Here is a 21045-nt window from a genome sequence, read left to right on the forward strand (position 1 = left end):
ACGCTGGCGACATGGGACCAGCACACTCGTGCTCAGATACCGATGGCCTGGTAAGCATCGGCGATTTTTCTGATTGCTATGACATAGGCTGCGGTGCGGAACGTCTTGATATTCGGAGACGAGCGCTTCACCTCCGCAATGTTCTGGTAGGCATTGCGCATCACGTCCTCCAGCCCCGACCTGACCAGATCGATTTCCGCGCCACCCTCAAGAAATTCATCGCGGATGTCGCTGGGGAATGTCCGCTCCGTCATCGCTTCCAGAGCGTGAGTGATATGAAGGTTTCTTCGCTCGCGGCGGCGGCGCTCCATCAGCCCGAAGGGGATGTGCGTGATGTTCTTGACCCATTCGAAATAGCTCACGACGACACCGCCGGCATTAACGAAGAGATCAGGCAACACGACGACGCCGCGGTCCGCAAGTTGCTGTTCGGCCTCGAAGCTGACGGGACCGTTTGCACCTTCGGCGATCAATTTCGCTCTAATTCGACCGACGTTTTGGAGCGTGATCGCGTTCTCCATGGCAGCCGGAATGAGGACGTCGCAGGGCAGTTCCAAACCTGCCGCACTGTTGGCGATGCTTTCAGCGCCAGGAAACCCGAGGATGCTCCCGTGTTCGCGATGATGGCGCTTGAGATCCTCGATCGGCAATCCATCGGCGTTAGTGACATACCCGTCACGCTCAACGACTGCGACAATCTTGGCACCGTCGTCTTCACTCAGGAACTTGGCAGCGTGATATCCGACATTGCCAAACCCCTGGACAACCACAGACATGGTCCGCAAATCCCTGCGTCCATCGATGCCATTTTCGGAGGTGTCGCGAAGATAACTTTGAATAGCGTACTGAACACCCCGGCCTGTAGCCTCGGTCCTTCCAGCGATGCCTCCGCGAGCAAGCGGTTTGCCAGTTACGCAGGCATTAGCGTTCATAACATCGGATGGGCCAGTGCGCTTGTACTCATCAGCCATCCAAGCCATTTCTCGTTCGCCGGTTCCCATGTCGGGCGCTGGGACGTTACGCCCCGGGCAAATAAGGTTTCGCTTGGCTAGTTCTTGGGTGAAGCGGCGCGTGATGCGCTCTAGCTCGTGGGCGTCCCACTCGGTGGGATCAATTTTGAGAGCGCCTTTCGATCCTCCGAACGGTACATCGACAACCGCGCACTTTAGGCTCATGAGCGCCGCAAGCGCCTCGACCTCCTCCTGGTCGGAAAGAATGGAGTACCGAATTCCCCCCTTTGCCGGCTCGACGTGCTCACTATGCACCGAACGCCACCCTGTGAAGCTGAACATTCTGCCGCGCAGCCTGACGCCGAAGCGGACCGTGTAGGTGGAGTTGCAAGCTTTAATCCGCTCAGCGAGTCCCTCGGTGAGAGATAAATGAGTCATTGCATTGTCGATGTAGGCCTCAACGCTCTGAAGAAACGGGACGTCACTGGGATTGTCTCGAGGGGCACTTACGGCATCCATATTGCAGTCCTCCACGTTGAGGTCGCGGCGTTAAAGTCGGAAGCGGCAAGCAGGCTTCCGCTTCAAGTGGATCAAAAGCGAGCGGAAACAGTCAGCTTGCAAGCCTCTGGCACCACAGGGAAAGAAGCGGTTGCGACGTGCAACGCATCGCAAACTCACGACCTGCAGCGCAGATGAGTGGAGAACTAATTTGGTTGCGTTTCCACTCGCCGCTGATCGATTTGTATTCTCCCGGAGAGAGAGGGAACATCACCCGCGGGAACCGCACAACGTAATCCGGAAAGCGGGTGTACGGCGCCATGATCGTGATGCCGAGCAACACGTGCTCGCCTTCATTCATCTTGCTGGGCGCGCCTAAAATGGCATGGGCGTGATTGCGCTCAAAATTCACGCTGGCAAACGGGCCGCTCTTAGCGGAATACCAGACCAGCCCATCTTCAAGCTCACTCAACGCTGCCGCCAGAAATCGGGAGTTTGGACCTTCGTCCGCCAAAGTATTCAGAGCCTTCCTGAACTCGGCACGAAGCGGCAGCTCGGAACGCGAAAATCCGGTTACGCTGCGAACGCCGGTGGACTGAAGGAGATTGAGCATCTTACAGGCCGGAAGCGTGCCAGGAACGCCAAGGTTTTGCCCCAGAAGGCTATCCTCCATCGCTCTGATAACTTGTTTCAGAGCCTTGGTCCGCTTCCCGCGGGAGCCATCCTCAACATGTAACTCAGATATGGATGGACCGAAGAAATGATCCGTGCAGGTTGCTTGAACAGGGTCGGCCAACGAAAGCATGAGCAGTCCTCACAATGAATTGCACTCAATCGGCAGAGCAGCGCGCCATGAACTAGCATTAGCGGTGGGTCTCCCGGTTCGTTGCACTAGGCGGCCACGCCGTCTTCTCCCGACGTGACCGCCGTTCGATCAAGCGAGCGCCGGCTTGTCCCAAAGATTAAGGGACTGCCCGATCCCCTTCTTCTTGGCGTTCTCGTACACCTCGAAGCCCCAGCTGATATCGAAGACGGCCATTCCGCAAGCGATGAAGATGACGCGGTCCGTCGCGCTTTCGCGTCCAGGCTTCTTGCCATTGACGACGTCGCCGAGGCCGGTCGAGTCCTTAAGGGCCGGCAACTTGCCAACGTCGATCAGGCGGAAGAACGGACCACCAATCACGCCGCCGTAGTAGGCTTCCTTGTTGCCTGAAGCAATGGCGTCCTCGACGTAAGCCTCCTGAAGGGCCGTATGGTCGTAAATGATCTTCGCACCAGTGAGGAAGGATTCGTCCGTGTTGAACGGGCCGGAGACCAGGATGGTCGCGCCTTCCTTGATCCACTCGTCCTTGAAGTAAAGCGGCTTGAGGCGCGAGGCCGCGACGGTGATGACGTCAATGTCGCGGAACCCCGCCTCGGCCTCGTCGACGCCGACCGCCTCGACCTTGTAGGTCTCCGCGACCCAGTTGGCGAGTTCGTTGGCCTTATCCAGAAAGACGTCGAAGCAGACGACCTTCTCGACGGCGCCAAGCTGCGTCATGATGGCGCTGAAGCAGGCCTTGTTGATCGGGCCGCATCCGACAATGGAAACGATCTTCGCATCCTTATTAGCGAGATGCTTGGCAGCGACACCGGGTACGGCGCCGGTGCGGGCGGCGCTGAGCAGGTTCGCCGACATCAGCGCCAGCGGCGCACCGGTGTCCTTGTCGTTCAGCATCATTGTCAGGATCGAGCGCGGCAGGCCCTTCTGGGTATTGGCGTGATTGGAGCCATACCACTTGTTGCCGCAAACGTCGAAGCGGCCGCCGAGATAACCGGGCATGGCGGCGAAACGGCGGTCCGGGCCGGCGACGGGCATGTTCGGGAACTTCGTCTCCTTCGGAAAGACGATATTGAGGCCGTGGCTGTTGTGGTTGGCGCCGCCCATGAGGTAGTCGCCCTCGCCGAGTAGGCTGAAGGTCTCCTCGCAGATCTCCACGCAGCGCTTTGCGTCGTTGACGCCGGCGGCGATCATGTCGGGTTCGGAAAGATAGAGGAAATCGATTTTCGTGGACATTGATGGGCTCCGTCTGGATGAGGGTTCGATCGGCTGCGGTCTCAGAATTTCAGGAGAGGCTTGATATCGTAGAGGCGGCTTCCGGCGCTGCGGGCATTGGCGCGCATCAAGAAATTCAGCTTCTCAATGCGCTCACCTGAGCGAGGCGCCCCGTTTTTCTGGAACGGAACTTGGAGACCGACGGAGAAGTCCATCACTACGTCGTCCACGACGCCGCCGGACCGCCCGGACGGCACCGCGATCATCCCGTGATCGACTGCATAGCGATAGGCGTCCATTGCCTCGGTGATGGTGCCGACCTGATTGGGCTTCAGGATAAAGCCTGCAACAGCCTTGGTGTCGAAGGCTCGCTTCAGGAATTCAAGCCGAGTCACTGTCAGGTCGTCACCAAGGATAATGGTTCGGCCGAGCTCTCGGTTCGCCTTTGCGTAACCTTCCCAATCATTCTCATCGAGCAGGTCTTCTATGAAGACGAAATCGTATCTTTCCGTCAGGCGTTTCGCGTAGCCGATCATTTCGTCGCTTGTGACGCGCGCGCCCTTAAGGAGATAAGTGCGGCTTTCGGCATCGTAGAACTCGCTCGATGCGCAATCGAGCGCGAAGGCAATGCGTCCGGTGTAGCCGCAAGCGTCGATAGCTTTCTGCATTAGATCGAGAAGCACTTCCGGATCGTCGGAGGGCGCTGCGTAACCGTAGGAACTGGCGACCTGCGGCTCGTGGCCGAGATGCTTCGTAAGGACATCGGCGAGCTTCTGGAACACCGTGACCGCCATCTCGATGGAGACGTCGACGCTGTCGGTTCCGTAGGGAACGATCAGGAACTCGTTGAACGACTGGACGAAGCCATCATATTTTCCGCCGTTGATGACGTTGAAGCAGGGGACTGGGACGGTCTTGATCTCGCCACCAGCGATGTGGTTGTAGAGCGGAACGCGGCGTGCATCGGCCGCGGCACGGAACGCGGCGATAGAGGTCGAGTAGATGGTATTGCCCCCGAGGTTACGCTTGTCCGGGGTACCGTCGATCGCGATCATCTTCTCGTCTATAGCGCGCTGATCGAAGACATTCATGCCGATCAGCGACGGGCCGATGACCTTCTCGACCGTCTTTACCGCCTTGTGGACGCTGAGGCCGCCGTAGCTCGAGTTGTCGCCGTCTCGAAGCACGAAAGCCTCATGCATTCCAACTGACGTGCCGGTGGGCGCTGCGCCGCGGCCGACAGCTCCGCTTTTCGTACGGATTTCCACCTCCACCGCTGGGCGGCATTTGCAGTCGATGATCTGCTGGGCGAAGACCGAGACAATCCTGTCGTCCATGTTACTGGCCCTCCTTCAGGGCTGGTACGTAGAGAATGTTGAGGTCGCACAGGTTGGTGCCGGTGTTGCCGGTGAAGACGGCGGAGCCGATGGCGTCGAGCGCCTCAAAGCAACTGTGCTCGCGCAGCGTCTGGTAGAGATTGATTCCCTTCGCCGCAGCGGACTTCATGCTGACAGAATCGGTGATGCCACCGGCAACCTTAGCCGTCCCGTCGGTGCCTTCGCTGTCGATCGACAAGAGGCAAGCGCCCTTGGTCTTCGCGGCCGTGATCGCGAAGCTGACCGTCATCTCCTGGCCCGGTCCGCCGTGCCCCCGAATAATGCTATTGTCGAGGATCTGGGTCGTAACCTCGCCGGAACTGAGCAGTACGCAGGGCGCCTTAACCGGGTTGCCGTAGGTCTGAATCTCCCGCGCCATCGAGGCGAAGAAGGTGCCTGCGTCCTTGCTCTCCCCTTCCAGGAAGGAGGAGACAATGATGGCCGGCATGCCCATTTCCTCACAGATTTCCTTGGCGTAGATGCATGAATCCGGAAGGGTGTTCAGCAGGAAATAGGTGTTGTTCGGAAAGGCCTTGGGCGTTTCCTTGTCCGGCCCTGCATTCATCAGGTAGTCGACTACGCTCTTTGGCAGGCGATCGAGGACGTTATAATTGATGATGGTGGCGCGCGCGTCGTCTAGCGTCGTTGCGTCGGGCCCAATGGGCGTGCTTTTGTAGGCGGCATAGGGGACCGCGATGTCGTTGGTCGCTGGCGACCCGACGGCGTCGCTTATGCCAAAGCCGATCAGTTCCGCCCCTATGTCCTGAATGCGCTTAGCCAGCATACCCCCGTTCAGCGCGGATATATGCCGGCGCACCGCGTTGATTTCGTAGATTCCGGCGCCGGATTTCAGCAGGACGTCGGTCGTGTCGATCTCGTCCTGCAGTGAAATGCCGTCGATCGGGCAGGACATCAAAGCGGAACTGCCGCCGCTGATGACTCCAATAAACAGGTCGTCCGGCCCGGCCTGGTCGATGATCTCGATCATCTTCTTCGAGGCGCGGAAGCCTGCCTCGTTCGGCAGAGGATGGCCGCCAACATAAACCTCGGTCTTGTTGAAACGGTCAGTTTCCTCGTGAACCTTGACAATGGCTATGCCTCGCGTGAGGCGGTCGCCAAGGACGTGATCCACCGCCATGGCCATATGGTTGCAGGCCTTGCCCGCGCCGAAGAGATAGACGTTTCGCTTCTTCGACAGGTCCCAGGACTTCGTGCCGATGCGGAGGATATCGCCCTCGAGTCGCATGATGCTGCGGATGCGCTTGTAGCTATCGAGCCGTTCAAGGGTCCGGTCTGCGATTTCAAGGACGATCTGACGTGAGTCCGTGTCCCCGTGAGCGACGATCTCGTCAGCGTTTCGAATCTTGTTCGCCTTGAACATTCAGAGGGCTCCTTAGACTTGGAATGAACCGTGAGGGTTGAGCAAGCATCCCTCGAAGGGACCAATCTCATCAGCGAATGAACTTATATGCCCAAAGGCTATTGTCGACAATAGCCTTTCGCGAAAAAATTCGATAAGGTTCTCTTGTTCGCCCCTTTTGGGAACGATAAATCTCAAGTCTCTGTGGACCGGCGATGACCCAAATGAAGCTACCGAAAATCGAAAAGATGCCTGCGGAAGTCCGAGCACTCGGCGCCTTGAGGTCGCAGATCGTGGATGGGTCTATCCCACCGGGATCGCGCCTGACAGAGGTCCAACTTTCCGAGGGCATGGGCCTGTCGCGTGCCACTGTCCGGACGGCATTGCATCAACTCGGCAAGGAAGGTCTCGTCAGCCTGGTTCCCTACACCGGTTGGACGGTAGTGGAGCTTACCCATCAGGACGTCTGGGAGCTTTACACCCTTCGAGGGGCTATCGAGCGTCTAGCAGCCCAATTTGCTGCCACAAGTGCAGATATGGAATCGATGTCGCGAATCGGGGACGCATTCGAACACCTGAAGGATTCGGTCGGCGACAGCTCGGAAAGGATAGCTGAAGCCGATTTCGGCTTTCACAAATCGATTATTGATGCCTCCGTTCATAGCCGGCTGAAACAACAGTATAAGCTGATTGAGCAGCAAATCCGCGTGTTCATTCGTTCAAGCAATCTCCTGATTGAAGATCCTGCCGAGATCATCGCCCAGCACGAACCCATCTGGAACGCAATTCGCGAGCGAAATGCAGATCTTGCCGGTACGTTAGCGGAACAACACAATATCACCGAAGGCCAGAAGCTCACTGGTTCATTACCGAACCCTGGCGCTTCCAGCGATTGAGCAATCTTCTTGTAGCCCAAGCTTGATTGCAGGGCTCTGCGTAGCAAGGCCCAATTCTAGAGGTGTCTTGGCCTGCCGCCGCATCCGCTGTCAAAAAACGCAACATCCTATTCCCAGGCGCAACCCTGGGAATATTATTTTCTTCGATGAAGAAGGCGGTCCGGTTGAAAACCGGAAGTAGCTGAAAACTAGAAAGGTCGCCGCGTTGGAGCCTCGTTCCCGCTTCGCCCAACCAAGAAGTCAAAATCAAGACCCTTGTCAGCCTGCAATACATGCTCAACAAAGAGCCGCTCGTACCCTCGCTTGTGGCTGATGGGTGCGAAAGATGCTTCCGATCGCCTTTGTTCGAGTTCCTCATCAGTTAGATTAACCGACAACGTTCCCTCTTCGACGTCCAGAGAGATAAGATCACCGTCTTGGATCAAAGCTAGGGGGCCACCGATTGAGGACTCCGGAGCAACGTGAAGAACCACTGTTCCGTAAGCAGTGCCACTCATGCGGCCATCTGAGATTCTGACCATATCGGTGACGCCCTTTTCGAGGATATGCTTGGGCAAGCGGATATTTCCGAGTTCAGGCATGCCCGGATAGCCTTTGGGGCCGATGCCCTTCAGAACGAGCACGCACGTCTCGTCGATATTGAGAGCCGGATCGTCGATCCGTTTGTCAAGATCTTCCACGGATTCGAAAACGACGGCCCGTCCCGTGTGTTTCATCAGATGCGGGCTGGCAGCAGATGGCTTCATCACAGCGCCGTTAGGCGCAATATTGCCCCGAATGATGCGCAGAGCATTTTGCGGCTTAATCGGCTTGTCAAACGGCGCGATGACGTCTTCGTCCAGACTCTCGACGCCGGCGAGCTCCTCCCTAAGCGTCTTTCCGCCCGCGGTCTTGGCATCCAGGTGAAGCCTCTCACCAAGCGACGCCATCACAGCGGGTAATCCACCTGCGGAGAAGAATTCCTCAGCCAGATATTTGCCATTCGGAAGGATGTTGGCAAGGAGCGGGATTGATCGGCTATTCGCCTCGAAGTCGGCAAGGGTTAGTTCGATTTCCAGTCGCCCTGCCAACGCCAGCAAATGAATAATAGCGTTCGTGCTGCCGCCGAGCGCAGCATTAACACGAATTGCATTCTCAAGTGCCGATCGATCCACGATCTTCGAGAAGGCAAGATCCTCCCTGACCATCTCGACAATGCGCCGTCCGGACAATTGGGCGGAGCCCTTTCTACGCCCATCGATGGCGGGGATAGCGGCAGAACCCGTGAGGCTGAGGCCGAGAGCCTCTGCCATACAGCCCATCGTCGTCGCCGTCCCCATCGTGTTACAGGCGCCGTTACTGCGAGACATCCCGTATTCCGACGCAAGGAAAGCGTCCTTCGTCATACGGCCGGCCTTGTATTCGCCGTGCATACGGAAAATGTCGGAACCCGAGCCGACCGGTCGCATCCCAACCCGACCGCTGAGCATGGTTCCACCATGGACGACGAGGGTCGGAAGATCGACGCTTGCTGCTCCCATCATATAGGCAGGCGCGGTGTTATCGCATCCCGTGAGCAGCACTACTCCGTCGAGCGGGTTTGCGCGCAATGTCGCCTCCAACTCCATGCTCATCATGTTGCGGAAGAGCATCCCGCTGGGACGCATGATGGAGTCGCCGATTGACATCGTGGAGAAGACGAGCGGAAACCCGCCAGCTTCAAGGACGCCGCGAGCAACCCATTCCGCCAATTCTGTGAGATGCGCATTGCAAGGGACCAGGTCGGATGCCGAATTGGCGATGCCGATCACAGGCTTGCCTTCGAACATGTCCGGTAGCGCCCCGCGGGCTTTGAGGTGGGTGCGGTGCTCATACCCGGTATTGTCGATACGCTTGAACCATGCCTCGCTTCGGAGAGGCTTCTTATCGGCGGTCATCACATTCTCCATTCGAAGCAGCCCTCCCCGCCATTTTTGAGAGCCAGGAGTTTGCCTTCGCCGTTGATCCGATCAGTATAAACGAGGCGCTGCCCAATCGCAGCGCCTCGCGAGATATGCTACTGCTTGATTTCGCTCGCAAGCTTGTCGATGTATCCGCGCGCAATGCGGTCCACTTCGCCGATCGCCGTCTGCTCCTGGATGAAGAAGTTGAGCGATTGGATATCCGAGTAGGATGCATCACGCCGCAGGCCGAATGCGATGCCCTGCTTCGAAATGGCCGGCTCTGGATTGAGCGTTACCCACCGGTCCTTGGCAGTCGCGGAAAAGAGCGCATTGCTGTCGCTGTCGTCGACGAGAATGTCGCCTCGCTTGGAGGAAAGGGCCAGACGAGTCGCGTCGATATCAGGCAGACGAAGGATCGTTGCATTCTTGATCTGGCGCGTCAGCGTTCCGTCGATTGCCGTGCCCGACATGATAATGATATTTACTCCGGCAACGTCGAGGTCGGCGATGGACTTCGGCGCCGTGGAGAACTTGGGATTTGCCTTGTCGTAGACGCCGGAAACTTCGTACTGAACGACGGGCTGACTGAAGGCGATCGCCATAGCCCGCTTGGGGTTCTGGTTCAGAGCAAGCGACAGGTCCCAGCGATTGGCTTGCAGGCCGGCGACGATGTTGTCCCATGTCGTGTCAACCAGCTCGGCCTTCACGCCAAGCGCGTCTTCGGCGAACTTCTTGCAGAGGTCCACGAATGTACCACTGTACTCGCCACTCTGAGGATCGCGGATGACGTGCGGAGGGGCAACTGCGGCGCCGCACCTGAGCACTCCCCGCTTCTGGATCTCCTGCCAATAACCTTCAGTGGACTGTGCAAGAGCTTGACTTGCACCGGCGAGAATCGTCGCTCCGAGCATCAGCCCTGTGATCAAATTTGCAAGTTTCATTTCGAATTCTCCCAATTGATGTGCTGCTGTTACGTCGATGGATTGCGTTGCGTATGCATCTTGTCAGTTCCCGTTTCTCAGGCGGCTCCCTTTGGTTTTCTTGTTCTAAGGGTTGCCTTTATTGGAACCCCGCCCAAGGCAACCATGATCTTTGCACCAATAATCATTGTCGACAATAGCCAATGCCGATTCCGTGCAAATGTTTCCTACATTGCTGACCCAAATCATAGGTCATATGCAGGAGAAGTTGCATGCCAGCGGCGGGTCACACGCCGGCATGTCCAATCAGTCAGGCCGCGCAGCCGCGCTGCTGTAGGCCGTATAGACCAGCCAACCAGCGTCGATCGGCAGAGTGACACCGGTAATGGCGGATGCGGATGGCGAGCACAGGAAGAAGATTGCATCGGCAACCTCTTTTGGCTCCACGAACCGACGCAATGCCGACTTGGCAATGACGGCAGAGGGATCGCGTTCGCCTCGTTCGATGCGCTGCTTCATCGCAGTCGTCATCGTATATCCGGGCGCTACCGCATTTACACGCACGCCCTGTGGGCCAAGTTCGGCGGCCATGATCTCGGTAAGCATCTTCAGCGCCGACTTACTCATCGCGTATGCCGGCTGTGGCCAAGGCTGAAAAGTAGTGAGCGAGCACAGGTTTACGATGGCTCCACCGCCGGATTGGGCCATCTGTTCACCGAAGGCGCGCGCCGTCAGGAGGGTCCCGCGCAGGTTAACGTCGATGATCCGATCGAAATCTTCGATTGGCATTTTCGTCACGCGAGTAGCGTTTTGCAGGATCCCGCCGGAGTTCACGAGTGCGGAAACGGGCCCATGCTCTGCATATACCTTATCCTTGAATTGCGTCACGGCCTGCTCGTCAGATACATCGAGATGAAGATAGCTGACCGTCTTCGCGGCTGCCCCTAGTTCAGCGGCAATTGCGTTTCCCCGCTCATCGTTGATGTCGGCGATAACAACTCGCCAACCAGCTGCCGCGAAGCTCCGCACGCTAGCTTCGCCAATCCCGCTCGCACCACCGGTTACGACCGCAAGCTGGGACGTGTTTTGTGCACTTGCCATTGACTTACCTCCATTGAAATCTTCAAACATTTTGCTTCATGCCGTCCCAGTCAATTGCACCTGCGGCGCAGTGTGATCTCGGCGCACGGAAATCACATACTTCGACTGCCTCAAACGGCCATTTTGACCAGCAGGCGACGTTCAGCAGCGTTGACAAGGCGAGTAAGTGACCAACCGATGACGAAGTAGACGAGAGCAGCGGTTGTCAGGACTTCAACGGGCCTGGCCGTCACGTTCGAGATGTTTTGAGCGGTGTACATGAGTTCCACAACGCCGACAGCCGAGACTAGCGCGCTCTCCTTGAAGAGGCTCACCAGGTTCGACATCAGGTTTGGTATTGCCCGAACTATTGTCTGTGGCGCGACCACATACACCATCTTTGTAAACGGGCTCAAACCAAGTGCCTGACATGCATCGTGCTGATCTTGCCCAATCGATCCCAGAGCAGATCGAAAAGACTCGCTCGTAATCGCCGAAGTATAGAGCGTCAGGGCAATGACGGATGACGTGACCGGGCCGAACTCGACATCGAAGATTATCGGGAAACAAAAGAATACCCAAAACAAGGTGATCAGCACCGGAGTACCACGAAGCACCTCGACATAGAGGGAGCAAAACCACCGGATCGGCCAAGCTTTGGATTGTCGTCCAATGCCAATTAGGAATCCGAACAATACGCTCGCCAAGCCACACACGATCGTGAGTTCGAGCGTCAGGATTAAACCCTTCAGCAAGGCGTCGCTGTACTTCAGCACAATCGAGAAATCTAGACCTTGCATGATGTTACACCTTGTTCATACGTTCTAGCCGGTGCTCAAAAAAGGCGGCTAGACGACCAAAGGGGATAGCGACAACCAGATAGAAGGCCGCGAGAAAGGTGAACGTCTCGATCGGGCGGTATGTCTGGGTAGAAAGCAGCTTTCCCTGGTACATGAGGTCGGCAACGCCAACGAGTGCGACCAGAGAGCTTTGTTGAAAAATGCCGATGGCATTGGTGATCAAGACCGGGGTTGCGGTTCTTAACGCCTGTGGCAGTACGACGTACCGGACGTAGTTCCATCGGCCGAGACCAAGCGCGACACCGGCATCCCGCTGGGCAGCGGGAATGGATTGGATTGCGGCCCGAAATGCTTCACCGTTGAACGCCGTTTGATTCATACCAAGGATCAAGACGCCCATGAAAATAGGCGACCAGAACACATCGAAGATCATCGGAATACAGAAGAAGAACCACACGACCTGAACGAGCACCGGCGTGCATCGAAACAGATCAATGTAGAACCTTGCTATCCACCTGACCGGGGCGATCCGGGAGTTGGATAGCAGAGCGAGAGGAAATCCAGCGGCTAGCCCGATAATGTTTGCCCAAACCGTGAGCTGGAGGGTGATTTTCAACCCCTCGAGAAGCGCGGGCCAGGCATTGAGAACGAAAAAGAAATCGATGTTTTGCATGGCAATGGGCCCATCTCAGCGATCTGCATGCAGCACGTTGTGAATGAAATCACGCGCCCTGGCGGTTTTCGGCGCATGAAAGAACTCCTCGGGCGTCGCGTCATCGGCCACGATACCGCCGTCGCAGAAGACAACCCGAGTTGCGATCTTCTTTGCGAACCACATATCGTGTGTGACGATCATCATGGGCATGCCGCCGTCTGCGAGCTCGGTCACCATGCTGATGACTTCGTTCACGAGTTCGGGATCCAGTGCCGACGTCACTTCATCGAACAACATCAATTTCGGATCGAGCATCAAAGCCCTCGCGATCGCGACACGCTGTTTCTGTCCGCCGGAGAGTGCGGCTGGATAAGCCTTCGCCTTCGCCTTGAGCCCAAACCGATTCAGTAGTTCGAGGGCGCGGCCCTCTGCCTCGTCACGTTTGACGCCGCGTGACCGTATCGGCGCCAGAGTGAGATTGCCAAGCACGGTAAGGTGAGGAAAGAGCGTATAACTCTGGAACACCATTCCAATCTGCTTTTGCATTTCGGCGTTGATGATCGTCTTTTTCTGGTCGCCGACAATGTAGCTTTTGCCGTCGATTCTGATCTCGCCACCTTGGACATCCTCAAGCCCCATGACGCAGCGGAGGAGTGTGCTTTTCCCTCCGCCGCTAGGCCCAATAACCAAAAGTCGGTCGGTCTTCTTCATGTCCAGATTGAGGTCGTTTAGTACCTTGATCTGCCCACAAGCATAGCTTTTCTTGAGGTTGCGTACCGAAATGAAGCTTTGTTCTGTCATCAGGACCTCCTGAAGCGAAGCCTGATTTTTCAGGCGATTAAGACTCGATTGGCCCGAGAAGCGTTGTGGGCCGATGTAAGCACTGGAATGCGGATACTCAGAGCATAAATCTGTCTAAACACCGGCCTGCCATGATACAACTACTCGCAACCACCGATCACGAGTGCCGCATTATTTGCGCGGGCCCACGAATGGACCGCAACGCTCGATGGCAATACGTACAGTCTCTTCGGGATCGCGTTCCCACCAGTCCAACTCGGAAAAGAGTTCCAGTTCAAACGGGCCGTCGTAACCGATGTCGTCGAGCCAGCCACGAATGGTGGCAAAGTCGATCACCCCATCGCCCACCATCCCGCGATCGCGCAGGTTCCGCGTCGGGACCAGCCAGTCGCAATAGTGGAATGTCTGGATGCGGTCCTTCCCAGCGCGCCGAAGCTCTCGCTCGAAGGCGGGGTCCCACCAGCAATGATACACGTCCGCAACCAAGCTGGTCGCCTCATCGCCTAATTCTTCGATGAGATCATTGGCGTCCGTGATGAGGTTGAGCGCGCTGCGATCGCCGCAATACATCGGATGCAGCGGCTCCAGTCCAAGCTTCACCCCTGATGCCGCCGCATAGGGTGCAAGTTCCGCCAAAGCGTCATGAATGCGCCTGCGCTGGCCGGGCAAGTCCTTGTCGCCTTTGGGAACGCCACCCACCACCATGACGACGCAGGGCGCGCCAATGGCCGCTGCCTGATCGATGATCCGGCGGTTCTCAATAATCTTGGCACGGTACTCGGCCGGATCCGTTTCACTAACCCATGCACTCGTGCAGAGCGAAGCAACCCACATCTGTGCATCGCGCAGGTGCTTCGCGGTTTCCTCAACGCCGTAATCGTCAAGAAAATTCCGCCACACTGCGATGCCCTTAATTCCATGACGCGAATAACCTTCTATCGCTTGGGGCATGGACCATTTGGGGGTTGTGATCTGATTGATCGCAAAGCGGGTAAGATCGTACTGAGTCACGCGAAAGCCTCCTGTGCGCGTCGTGCGCCGGTCGCAGCTACATTTATGGTGAAACCATCTGCCTCAAAGACGACGCCGTGGTGGTCGCGGGCATAGGCGGGACTGATCTTGCCGTTGGAGAGGTCATCGGCAATCAGTTCAAGAGAGCGTTTGAGAGGATCACCGTATCCACCTCCACCTGCCTGCTCATGGCGGACCACGACATTGCGGCCGATGGTGCGGGTGATTTTCGCGGGTAGGCGAACGTTTTCGCCTTCCGGATCAAGGATATTGACGCAGGGTGCTGCAGGCTTGCCGCCGAACAGACCGTAGGGCGCATGATCGTGCCGGTCCGCACGAATCTGCAGGACGGCTTCCTCGGCAAGCAGACGGTAGGTACGTATGAGCCCGAGGCCCCCACGATACTCGCCGGCCCCGCAGGAGTCTGGCCGCAGGCTGTATTCGTCCATCATAAGCGGGTAGCGGACTTCCAGCGTTTCCACCGGCAGGTTCGACATGTTCTGCGAGGGGTTAGTGACGCCCTCAACACCGTCCTTGTTCCACCGGCCGCCCCAGGCGCCGTTGATCATATCAACCAGAACGAAAGGTTCGCGTGTCTGCTTGTCCCAGCCGCCGAAGGCCAGAACCGTGTTGCCGCCCTCGCCCGCGGCCATGACCTTGCGTGGAGCAATCTGGGCGAGTGCACCTAGAACGGTATCGACGACGCGGTAGCCGGTCAGAGCACGCGCAGCAACCGGCGCCGGCATCTGCGGATTGAGGATCGAGCCTTCCGGAGCGGATATCGTGATGGCGCGATACACACCGGCATTATTCGGCACCTCCGCATCGAGCGCGCAGCGAACGGAAAGGTATGTGGCGGACTTGACAAAAGAGAGCGTTGAGTTGATGGCGCCCTTAACCTGCGGCGAGGAGCCGGCGAAATCGACATAGAGGTGGTCGCCCTCGACGGTCAGCTTAACCTTGATCGGAATGGCATCCGTGGAGAAGCCGTCGCCGTCGATGAAGTCTTCGAAGTCATAGTCGCCATCCGGCCAAGAGCGAATTGCCGCGCGGGTGAGTTGCTCACCGTAGTCGATAAGATCGTCGAAATAGCTGTCGAGCTCTTCGGCACCATAGCGGTCGATCAGGCGAAGCAATTCACGTTCACCAAGATTGCAGGTGGCGAACTGTGCTTCCAGGTCGCCGAGGACCAGTTCGGGCAGGCGCACGTTCTTGGTAATGATGCGCATCAGAGTTTCATTGAGGACGCCCTTTTCGTAGAGCTTCATCGGCGCGATGCGCAGGCCCTCCTGGTAAATCTCGGTCGAGTCCGCGGCATTCGAGCCCGGTACGCGGCCGCCGACGTCGCAATGGTGAGCGATGACGACTGAAAAGCCCTGCAGCGAGTCGGCATGGAAGATCGGCCGGATCATGAAGATGTCCGGAAGATGCATGCCCCCTTCATAAGGGTCATTGAAGATAATGACGTCGCCCGGCGCGAGATCGTTGGCGTAGCGCGCCATGATCACTTCCATCGCGTCAGGAACTGCGCCGAGGTGCAGAGCGACTGTCTTTGCCTGAGACAGGATGCGCCCTTGCTTGTCGCACAGCGTGACGGAGTAATCGAGCACGTCGCGCACGATTGGCGAGCGGGCGGTTCGCATCACGGCGAACGCCATGTCATCCACTATGGTGTCGAGCGCGTTCTTGATGACTGCGAAGGTGATGGGATCGTTGTGTTTCTGAGCCATGAAGCTATTCCTTCCGAAAGACTCAAGCAAGGGTCGCGACGACGTTGCCGAAGGCATCGAGATCAGCGGTCGCGCGCGGCGGAATGACGATCGTGGTGTCAGGGCTTTGGATGATCAGCGGTCCTTGCACGCCGCCCTGAAAGGTGCTGCGCTGGTAGATCGGCGTGTCCACCCAGCCCTCGGTGCGCGAGAAATAGATCTTGCGGGTTTCAGGAGCGGCATCGGTCCTTTCCGGCGCATGGGGTACAAAGCTCAGCCGGTTGCCGGTATTGCCGCTGGCGTTGAGGCGGATATTTACGATTTCTACGGTGTCGTCTGAGGCATAGCCGTAGATGCCCTTATAGGCATCGCGGAAGGCGGCGCGAAGCGACACGCGGTCGCCCTCGGAGACCGTCTCCGGCAGGGCGATCGGTAGTTCGAAGTCCTGGCCTTTAAACCGGAGGTCCGCTTCGAAACCGCATTCGACCTGGTCGGCCGAGTAACCTTCTTCCGCCAGCGAGGCGATGGCCTCCGCACGCATATCCTTAAGCAGGCTGTTGACCTGGTCGATCGGCAGCTGGTCCAGCATGCCGTTCAGGCTGCGCAGGAAATAGCGTTCCACCTTGGCGGCCAGCATACCCGTCGCCGTGAAGACGCCAGGAGATTTCGGAAAAATAACGCGTGAGATGTTGAGCGTGCGGGCGAGGTCGCAGGCGTGCACCGGGCCAGATCCGCCGAAGGCCAGGATCGCGAAGTCGCGGGGATCAACGCCGCGTTCTACCGTGACGGCCTTGATCGTGCGGGCCATGTTGATGTTGACCACTTCACGGATGCCGAAGGCGGCGTCTTCAATCGACAGGCCCAGCCTGTCGGCGAGGTCGCGCTTTATGGCCGCGCGGGCACCTTCAACGTCAAGCTTCATGCTGCCGCCGGCAAGCGCCGAAGGCAGAAAACCGAGGACGACGTTGGCGTCCGTTACGGTCGGCGACTGGCCGCCGATGCCGTAGCAGACCGGCCCTGGATCGGCGCCGGCCGACAGCGGGCCGACATGCATGAGGCCGCCTTCGTCGATGCTGGCAATGGAGCCCGCACCGCTGCCGACTTCGGCAACGTCGACGGTCGGCACGCGCATCAGATAGCCACCGGCCTTGATGAAGCGGCTCGGCGTCGAAATACCGGCACGGAACTCGTATTCGTTGGCACGCGACAGTTCGCCCTTGTGGATTAGCGAGGCGGAGGCGGTTGTGCCGCCCATGTCGAAGACCACGAGATCCTTCTCACGCATGGCTTCGCCGAGGCGGCCAGCGCCAACCACACCGGCGGAGCGGCCCGAGGATATGAAGAAGACCGGCTTTTCTTGCGCCATTTTTGCGCTCGAAAGGCCGCCGTTGGAGTTGCTGATCAGAAGCGGCGCCGAGACGCCGATTTCCCGCAAGCCATTTTCGAGGCGTTCGAAGTAGGCGCGCAGCGAGGGTAGGACATAGGCGTTCACGGCTGTCGTAGAGGTGCGCTCGTATTCGCGGATTTCCGGCAAAACCGAAACGGAAGCGGTGACCCACATGTTTGGGAAGTGCTTGCTCATCACTTCTAGCGCGCGCGTCTCGTTTTCCGGATTGCGGTAGGAGTTCAGGAAGCAGATAGCGACGGATTCAACGCCCTCGCTTTCAAAGAAGCGGCCGATGTCGATGACTTCCTGTTCGTTGAGCGGCTTGAGGACGCGACCATCGGCGGTCGAACGCTCGTCGACTTCCAGGCGGTAACGACGCGCAATCAGCGGCACGGCCTTTTCCCAGCTAAGGTCGAACATAGTCGGCGTGCGGACGCGGCCAATTTCTAAGACGTCGCGGAAACCCTTAGTCGTGATGAGGCCAGTCTTGGCGCCGACCTTTTGAAGGAGCGTGTTGGAGCCGACCGTTGTTCCGTGAACGACCTCAGCCACCTTGCTGACGTCCAGTCCAGCCGTCGCCGTAATCTGGCGAATACCAGTCAGGACTGCCTGTTCCGGCTTGGCGGGCGTAGAGGGAACCTTGGTAAAGAAGGTCTCGCCAGCGTCGCCAAAGAGCACCAAGTCGGTGAAAGTCCCGCCAATATCAACGCCAATACGTGCGTTGTCCATCGTATGCCTCCTGCGCATCAGCGCCTTTTAGGTCGAGTTCTCCCGCCAGCCGGCGTGAGCCGTCTGTTGGGCAGTTTGTGAGTGCTGAGTACTTGGTTAGTGCGAGCGGGCCGACGCGTGTCAGCGGATCTCGAACGTGTTCCCACCCAGGTTCATTGACGCACCCCTTTTTGTTCGTTATAGAACTATTTAGTTTATTAAGGAGAGAGCTAGTCGCTTTCTCGGAAGGAGTCAACAGAATTTTTGTGGAGGACAAGAAGTCAGTTCGTTTAAGTTGGAATATCAGAAACTTAACTGTCGCACCGGTGCCAACCCCGCGCAGAATCTATCGATTTGCGTGGCGGCGTGGTTTCGGATTAATTGTTTGCTTTGAGGCCCCTGCTCACGGGGCATTCACAATGTTGATTGGATCGGGGAATGCGTGTCGAGGACGAGGTTGGAACCAAGAAGAAGAGAATTCGCGATCCGCGCCGGACGCAACAGCACATAATTGAGTGCGCTATCGACGAGTTTACCGAGCGCGGATTTGACGGCGCGCGCATTGACGCGATTGCTGAGCAATCTCAGACCAACAAAAGTCTCATCTACAAATACTTCACAAGCAAGGATGAGTTGTACATAGCAAGTCTTTCTCATACCTATGAACGACTTCGCGCATCGCAACACGAGCTTGATCTCGATGAGAACGATCCCGTCAACTCCATGCGAAAGCTTGTCGAGTCGACTTTCAATACATTTGCCAATAACCCGCAGATTGTAAGAATGATGACTCACGAGAACGTACAGAATGCACGTTTTTTGAAGCAAGCACTCAGTATCAAGCTGCTGTACACACCCCTTCTCGAAAAGCTCAGCAGCGTGATTAAAATTGGACAACAAAAGGGACTGTTTAGAGAAAATATCGATTTAAAGCATCTGTATGTCTCGATTTCGGCGCTGGGGTACTTCTATTTTTCGAACACACATACACTATCGATTGTCCTGGACGAGGATTTTCAGAGTTCGAAACATATTGCAGACCAACGCGAGCAAGCGGTAGATATGGTGCTCGCGTACCTGCGCCGTTAGCGCTACTCCGTGATCGAATGCACTGCGGCTCGGCGAACTGTACATACGCCCTGATGCCAACCGAAGGCGAAGAAAACCAGCATATAGACACTAGTCGTGTACGTTCGCGTAAAGGGGCGCGTCGATGTCCCAATCGATTGGGCAAACCGACCCTCAGTTCCGTAGAAGTTGACAGATTGCAAAGCCGGGCTTGCGGAACCGAGCGTTGAGGATATCGCATACGCCGTTCTCTTAGATTGCGGGACGATTGTTGCGAGTGCGTCGTCAAGCTTCCATATGCTAGCCGGAACGGAAACTTCACCGCCCCTAGGGAGATGCCATCCGCTCCAACAATAGGAGCGGCTAAACTTAGGTCGTCGGGAAAGTAGCGCCCTCCCCCGTGGGTGCCAAATATCGGCGGTGCGTGGTACATGCCCGCCGTGCTTCTATACGAGAGCTGGAAGGACAGGGGTTTCCTCGAACGGTTGGACTCGTTCGTCGGTTAGCACGGCGATCGATGAGCGGCTACTCCGTGAAATTCGGTCATGGGCAACATGCCCTAGACAATATCGCTCGATTGTGCCGCACGTAGCGCCGCGCCCCTACCTCTCAAACGACGCGAACCGAATAAACGATTCCAACTTTGCTGACGATATGTAACTGTTTCATATCGACATATCACAGATAGGCAGTGATTTTCTCTCTAAATAGGCATATCACTTACATCTTGACCTTTATGATGTAACCGGTTACATCACGTGCAGAGTAGTTGAACGCCATGTGCCCGCTACGCAAGTCGACCGGCGGGCGAGATTTAAGTTAGGTTTTCAGATGACGGATCCCGGCAGTGCCAACATTAGACAAGTAGCCGCGATCGCCGGGGTTTCTATCGCGACCGTATCGCGCGCACTGCAGCATCCCGAGTTGGTAAAAGCCGAGACCAGAGAGAAAGTCTTGGCTGCGGTTCGGCAAACGAATTTCGTGTCGAATGCGCAAGCCCGAACTTTTCGCCAACAATCGACCAAAACCGTGATTGTGCTCGTGCGTGACATCGGCAATCCGTTTTACCTTGAGATCTACAAAGGGATCGATGGAGTAGCACGCGAGGCTGGCTACAGAGTCCTTCTCAGCGATGCACGAGACGACGAAGCACAGGTCCAACAACATATTGAGATGGTTCGGCAGAAGCAGGCGGACGGGCTCATTCTCATGGTAGGTCATTTTCCCGCTGAGCTGACCGAAAAAATTGATCAATTGCCGCCCCTTGTCATTGCTTCGGAGGCCTTCCCCGGACTCGATCTCCCCACTGTCAAAGTGGACAATGCCCAAGCGTCACGGCAGGCGATCGCCTATCTGGTTGACGAAGGTCACCGTCGTATCGTGCACCTGGCAGGGCCTTTGCCTGAGCAACTGGCCCTTGAAAGGCTTGAAGGCTACCGGATGGGTCTGCGCGAGGCTGGCATTTCTTATAATGATAAACTCGTCGTGCCCGGAGACTACAGCATCGAGGCAGGTCGCTCAGCGGTGCGCCGGTTGAGGGAGGCCGGCGCCGAGTTTTCAGCAATCTTTGCCGCCAGTGACCAGATGGCCATCGGAGCCATCAGCGAACTGCGTCGGCTGGGACAGAAAGTTCCGGAGGATATCTCCGTTATTGGCTTCGACGATATAATCTTGGCCGACGCCGTAGACCCTCCACTCACCACTATTCGGCAGCCTCGTCGAGAAATCGGCAGACAAGCGATGTCCATGATGATCGCGCAGTTGTCCGGGGAAAAAACGACAAAGGTTGTGGAACTCACAACGGAATTGGTGGCGCGGGAATCCGTTAGGCGCGCGCGAGCGCTCGACTCTTGAACCATCACTAAATCC

Annotated in this window: 17 protein-coding genes; 3 read left to right on the top strand and 14 right to left on the bottom strand. The window is 57.1% G+C overall.

The genetic code is table 11. The features are described from left to right. Positions 1–32: 32 nt before the first annotated feature. From ACQ5BM_RS25540 to ACQ5BM_RS25560, 5 genes are all read right to left on the bottom strand, one after another. Complete coding sequence (locus ACQ5BM_RS25540; protein ID WP_429817649.1) at positions 33–1388, bottom strand: Glu/Leu/Phe/Val family dehydrogenase; 1356 nt, start codon at positions 1386–1388, stop codon at positions 33–35. Between the two features lie 172 nt (positions 1389–1560). Next, positions 1561–2253, bottom strand: coding sequence for a dimethylsulfonioproprionate lyase family protein (locus ACQ5BM_RS25545; protein WP_429817430.1), 693 nt, complete (start codon positions 2251–2253; stop codon positions 1561–1563). 129 nt (positions 2254–2382) lie between these two features. Next, entirely contained in the window at positions 2383–3504 is a 1122-nt protein-coding gene (locus ACQ5BM_RS25550; protein WP_429817432.1) for a tyramine oxidase subunit B, read from the bottom strand. A gap of 41 nt (positions 3505–3545) precedes the next feature. Then, positions 3546–4820, bottom strand: coding sequence for a phosphopyruvate hydratase (eno, locus tag ACQ5BM_RS25555; protein WP_429817434.1), 1275 nt, complete (start codon positions 4818–4820; stop codon positions 3546–3548). A 1-nt stretch (position 4821) separates the two neighbouring features. Beyond that, positions 4822–6240 (bottom strand): glycerate kinase type-2 family protein, encoded by a 1419-nt coding sequence (locus tag ACQ5BM_RS25560; RefSeq protein ID WP_429817436.1) that lies wholly within the window; start codon positions 6238–6240, stop codon positions 4822–4824. Positions 6241–6434: 194 nt separating this feature from the next. On the opposite strand from ACQ5BM_RS25560, the gene ACQ5BM_RS25565 reads away from it, so the two are divergent. Beyond that, the gene (locus ACQ5BM_RS25565; RefSeq protein WP_429817438.1) at positions 6435–7115 is read left to right on the top strand and encodes a GntR family transcriptional regulator; all 681 of its coding nucleotides are present in this window, start codon (positions 6435–6437) and stop codon (positions 7113–7115) included. 188 nt (positions 7116–7303) lie between these two features. Here ACQ5BM_RS25565 and ACQ5BM_RS25570 read toward each other — a convergent pair whose 3' ends face one another. From ACQ5BM_RS25570 to ACQ5BM_RS25610, 9 genes are all read right to left on the bottom strand, one after another. Then, positions 7304–9031: a dihydroxy-acid dehydratase gene (locus ACQ5BM_RS25570; protein ID WP_429817440.1), complete on the bottom strand. Its 1728-nt coding sequence runs from the start codon at positions 9029–9031 to the stop codon at positions 7304–7306. 119 nt (positions 9032–9150) lie between these two features. Beyond that, positions 9151–9978, bottom strand: coding sequence for a transporter substrate-binding domain-containing protein (locus ACQ5BM_RS25575; protein ID WP_429817442.1), 828 nt, complete (start codon positions 9976–9978; stop codon positions 9151–9153). Positions 9979–10263: 285 nt separating this feature from the next. Further along, positions 10264–11088 (bottom strand): SDR family NAD(P)-dependent oxidoreductase, encoded by an 825-nt coding sequence (locus ACQ5BM_RS25580; RefSeq protein ID WP_429817444.1) that lies wholly within the window; start codon positions 11086–11088, stop codon positions 10264–10266. 80 nt (positions 11089–11168) lie between these two features. After that, the gene (locus ACQ5BM_RS25585) at positions 11169–11837 is read right to left on the bottom strand and encodes an amino acid ABC transporter permease (protein ID WP_429817446.1); all 669 of its coding nucleotides are present in this window, start codon (positions 11835–11837) and stop codon (positions 11169–11171) included. Between the two features lie 4 nt (positions 11838–11841). Beyond that, complete coding sequence (locus tag ACQ5BM_RS25590) at positions 11842–12510, bottom strand: amino acid ABC transporter permease (protein WP_429817448.1); 669 nt, start codon at positions 12508–12510, stop codon at positions 11842–11844. Positions 12511–12525: 15 nt separating this feature from the next. Continuing rightward, positions 12526–13293, bottom strand: coding sequence for an amino acid ABC transporter ATP-binding protein (locus ACQ5BM_RS25595; protein ID WP_429817450.1), 768 nt, complete (start codon positions 13291–13293; stop codon positions 12526–12528). 171 nt (positions 13294–13464) lie between these two features. Continuing rightward, complete coding sequence (locus ACQ5BM_RS25600; RefSeq protein WP_429817452.1) at positions 13465–14304, bottom strand: sugar phosphate isomerase/epimerase family protein; 840 nt, start codon at positions 14302–14304, stop codon at positions 13465–13467. Then, complete coding sequence (locus ACQ5BM_RS25605; protein WP_429817454.1) at positions 14301–16034, bottom strand: hydantoinase B/oxoprolinase family protein; 1734 nt, start codon at positions 16032–16034, stop codon at positions 14301–14303. The genes ACQ5BM_RS25600 and ACQ5BM_RS25605 overlap by 4 nt, the downstream gene beginning before the upstream one ends. Positions 16035–16056: 22 nt before the next feature. Then, on the bottom strand, positions 16057–18129 hold the full coding sequence (locus ACQ5BM_RS25610; RefSeq protein ID WP_429817456.1) for a hydantoinase/oxoprolinase family protein: 2073 nt from the start codon (positions 18127–18129) through the stop codon (positions 16057–16059). Between the two features lie 417 nt (positions 18130–18546). Between ACQ5BM_RS25610 and ACQ5BM_RS25615 the strand changes: the two genes are divergently transcribed. After that, the gene (locus ACQ5BM_RS25615; RefSeq protein ID WP_429817458.1) at positions 18547–19197 is read left to right on the top strand and encodes a TetR family transcriptional regulator; all 651 of its coding nucleotides are present in this window, start codon (positions 18547–18549) and stop codon (positions 19195–19197) included. An 810-nt stretch (positions 19198–20007) separates the two neighbouring features. Then, on the top strand, positions 20008–21030 hold the full coding sequence (locus tag ACQ5BM_RS25620) for a LacI family DNA-binding transcriptional regulator (RefSeq protein ID WP_429817460.1): 1023 nt from the start codon (positions 20008–20010) through the stop codon (positions 21028–21030). Positions 21031–21045: the final 15 nt, after the last annotated feature.

Source organism: Ensifer sp. B1-9, assembly GCF_050474445.1.
In the GTDB taxonomy this organism is placed as follows: Bacteria; Pseudomonadota; Alphaproteobacteria; order Rhizobiales; family Rhizobiaceae; genus Ensifer.

What these genes read in the sequence shown, in the direction of transcription:
- ACQ5BM_RS25540 (WP_429817649.1), bottom strand. Translation starts at nt 1,388, where the DNA reads ATGACTCATTTATCTCTCACCGAGGGACTCGCTGAGCGGATTAAAGCT.
- ACQ5BM_RS25545 (WP_429817430.1), bottom strand. Translation starts at nt 2,253, where the DNA reads ATGCTTTCGTTGGCCGACCCTGTTCAAGCAACCTGCACGGATCATTTC.
- ACQ5BM_RS25550 (WP_429817432.1), bottom strand. Translation starts at nt 3,504, where the DNA reads ATGTCCACGAAAATCGATTTCCTCTATCTTTCCGAACCCGACATGATC.
- eno (WP_429817434.1), bottom strand. Translation starts at nt 4,820, where the DNA reads ATGGACGACAGGATTGTCTCGGTCTTCGCCCAGCAGATCATCGACTGC.
- ACQ5BM_RS25560 (WP_429817436.1), bottom strand. Translation starts at nt 6,240, where the DNA reads ATGTTCAAGGCGAACAAGATTCGAAACGCTGACGAGATCGTCGCTCAC.
- ACQ5BM_RS25565 (WP_429817438.1), top strand. Translation starts at nt 6,435, where the DNA reads ATGACCCAAATGAAGCTACCGAAAATCGAAAAGATGCCTGCGGAAGTC.
- ACQ5BM_RS25570 (WP_429817440.1), bottom strand. Translation starts at nt 9,031, where the DNA reads ATGACCGCCGATAAGAAGCCTCTCCGAAGCGAGGCATGGTTCAAGCGT.
- ACQ5BM_RS25575 (WP_429817442.1), bottom strand. Translation starts at nt 9,978, where the DNA reads ATGAAACTTGCAAATTTGATCACAGGGCTGATGCTCGGAGCGACGATT.
- ACQ5BM_RS25580 (WP_429817444.1), bottom strand. Translation starts at nt 11,088, where the DNA reads ATGTTTGAAGATTTCAATGGAGGTAAGTCAATGGCAAGTGCACAAAAC.
- ACQ5BM_RS25585 (WP_429817446.1), bottom strand. Translation starts at nt 11,837, where the DNA reads ATGCAAGGTCTAGATTTCTCGATTGTGCTGAAGTACAGCGACGCCTTG.
- ACQ5BM_RS25590 (WP_429817448.1), bottom strand. Translation starts at nt 12,510, where the DNA reads ATGCAAAACATCGATTTCTTTTTCGTTCTCAATGCCTGGCCCGCGCTT.
- ACQ5BM_RS25595 (WP_429817450.1), bottom strand. Translation starts at nt 13,293, where the DNA reads ATGACAGAACAAAGCTTCATTTCGGTACGCAACCTCAAGAAAAGCTAT.
- ACQ5BM_RS25605 (WP_429817454.1), bottom strand. Translation starts at nt 16,034, where the DNA reads ATGGCTCAGAAACACAACGATCCCATCACCTTCGCAGTCATCAAGAAC.
- ACQ5BM_RS25610 (WP_429817456.1), bottom strand. Translation starts at nt 18,129, where the DNA reads ATGGACAACGCACGTATTGGCGTTGATATTGGCGGGACTTTCACCGAC.
- ACQ5BM_RS25615 (WP_429817458.1), top strand. Translation starts at nt 18,547, where the DNA reads ATGCGTGTCGAGGACGAGGTTGGAACCAAGAAGAAGAGAATTCGCGAT.
- ACQ5BM_RS25620 (WP_429817460.1), top strand. Translation starts at nt 20,008, where the DNA reads ATGACGGATCCCGGCAGTGCCAACATTAGACAAGTAGCCGCGATCGCC.